Below are 1,450 nucleotides of genomic sequence, written 5' to 3'. Positions count from 1 at the left end.
GCTGAAGCTCGTCCAATAATGAGGACCTTGGCTCGGCCGTTGCAATCGCTGGCAAGGTCTTGAAATAAGAACTCTTCCCTTTTACCGCACGATATAACTGTTTTCTTAATAGCTTCGCTTTGTACTTATCTTGCAGGGGTAGATCTTTGTAATCCGTGGAATCGATTATCTCGCCAACAAGCAAACGTTGGTCGTAAACGTTCGGTAGAAACTTCTTCGCGAGTGTTTGAGCGAAATCTTGAACAAGGCCATGCCCACGATAAAAAAGACGTGCTTGTTGTAAATAAGGCTGCTCGGAACTCGAGACATGAATATGCAATAAGGGGCTTTGTGAATGCTCTGCAATGGCAAGAAAGTCTGTCGGCCAGCGCTCCTGCGTGATTTTAGGAACACCTTCGGAACGTCCCAAATGAACAGGCTGAATAATGAGCACACCCTCATTCGCAAGATGCTCTAATGCCTTGTGCTTTGTTTGTTCTGACGACTGTTGGGCTGCATTTAATTGTGTGCCATCAGGCAAGTCCGTCAGCCATCGATTGCCTGTCTCTGCAATACAGGCAACATCTGATCTTACCTGCGAGACTAGGTGCAATAACGCTAAGCTCGAAACGCCCGGTAAAGGATCATTTGCTAGGATGATTAAACGACCAAGTTGTGGGATACGATCAAGGCTTGCCTGATCATATTCAAGACCGACTCCCGCTTGCTTCACGAGCTCGGAAACCGAGGTATGAAATGAACCCGCAGACGTTTGCGGCGGGACTATTTCACGACTTCCTGCTTGCCGCGCAATGAATGGCAGTTTCAGCATCAAACAAATCTCTAAACAGATTTACGGTAAAGCAAATCCCACACACCGTGCCCTAAACGCTCTCCACGTTTTTCAAACTTAGTAGTAGGTCGGTAGTCAGGCTTGGGAGAATACGAGCCGGTCTCTGCACAATTACTGTAATCAGGTGCTGCATCCATAACCTCAGCCATATGTTCTGCATAAGGCTCCCAGTCTGTTGCCATATGAAACACTCCACCCTCGGAAAGCTTAGTGGCAACCAAAGCAGCAAATTCTGGCTGAACAATACGACGTTTGTGGTGACGTTTTTTATGCCAAGGGTCTGGGAAATATAACTGTAAACGCACCAAGCTGTTGTTAGGCACTTTGTTCTTAAGCAACTCAACCGCATCGCAACACAACAGACGTAAGTTTGTGAGCCCTTCGTCTCCCGCCTGAGCGAGTAAGGCACCAACTCCGGGTCGATGGACTTCAACGCCGACGAAATTCGTATTTGGGTCAGCTTTCGCCATTTCAAATAATGAACTGCCCATACCGAAACCAATCTCGAACACAACCGGGTTTGTATTGCCAAATATCTCTTCGAAATTTAGTTCTTGTTCAGGATCTAGGCCAAAGGCTTCCCAATATGAATCCCACCCTCGGGTCTGCCCAGCGGTC

Annotated in this window: 1 protein-coding gene and 1 pseudogene; both read right to left on the bottom strand. The window is 47.4% G+C overall.

Features of this window, described 5'->3' with window-relative positions; genetic code table 11:
• Positions 1-811 (bottom strand): annotated as a pseudogene (locus tag A3739_RS16005) (hypothetical protein); the annotation flags it as partial.
• Positions 812-822: 11 nt separating this feature from the next.
• Positions 823-1,450, bottom strand: a 628-nt coding sequence (gene trmB, locus A3739_RS16000; RefSeq protein ID WP_068502039.1) for a tRNA (guanosine(46)-N7)-methyltransferase TrmB, incomplete at its 5' end; no start/stop codon positions are given.

This window comes from Oleiphilus sp. HI0067 (genome assembly GCF_001635735.1).
Note: the sequence above shows the minus strand (reverse complement) of the source record. Positions and strands in the feature narration are given on the sequence as shown.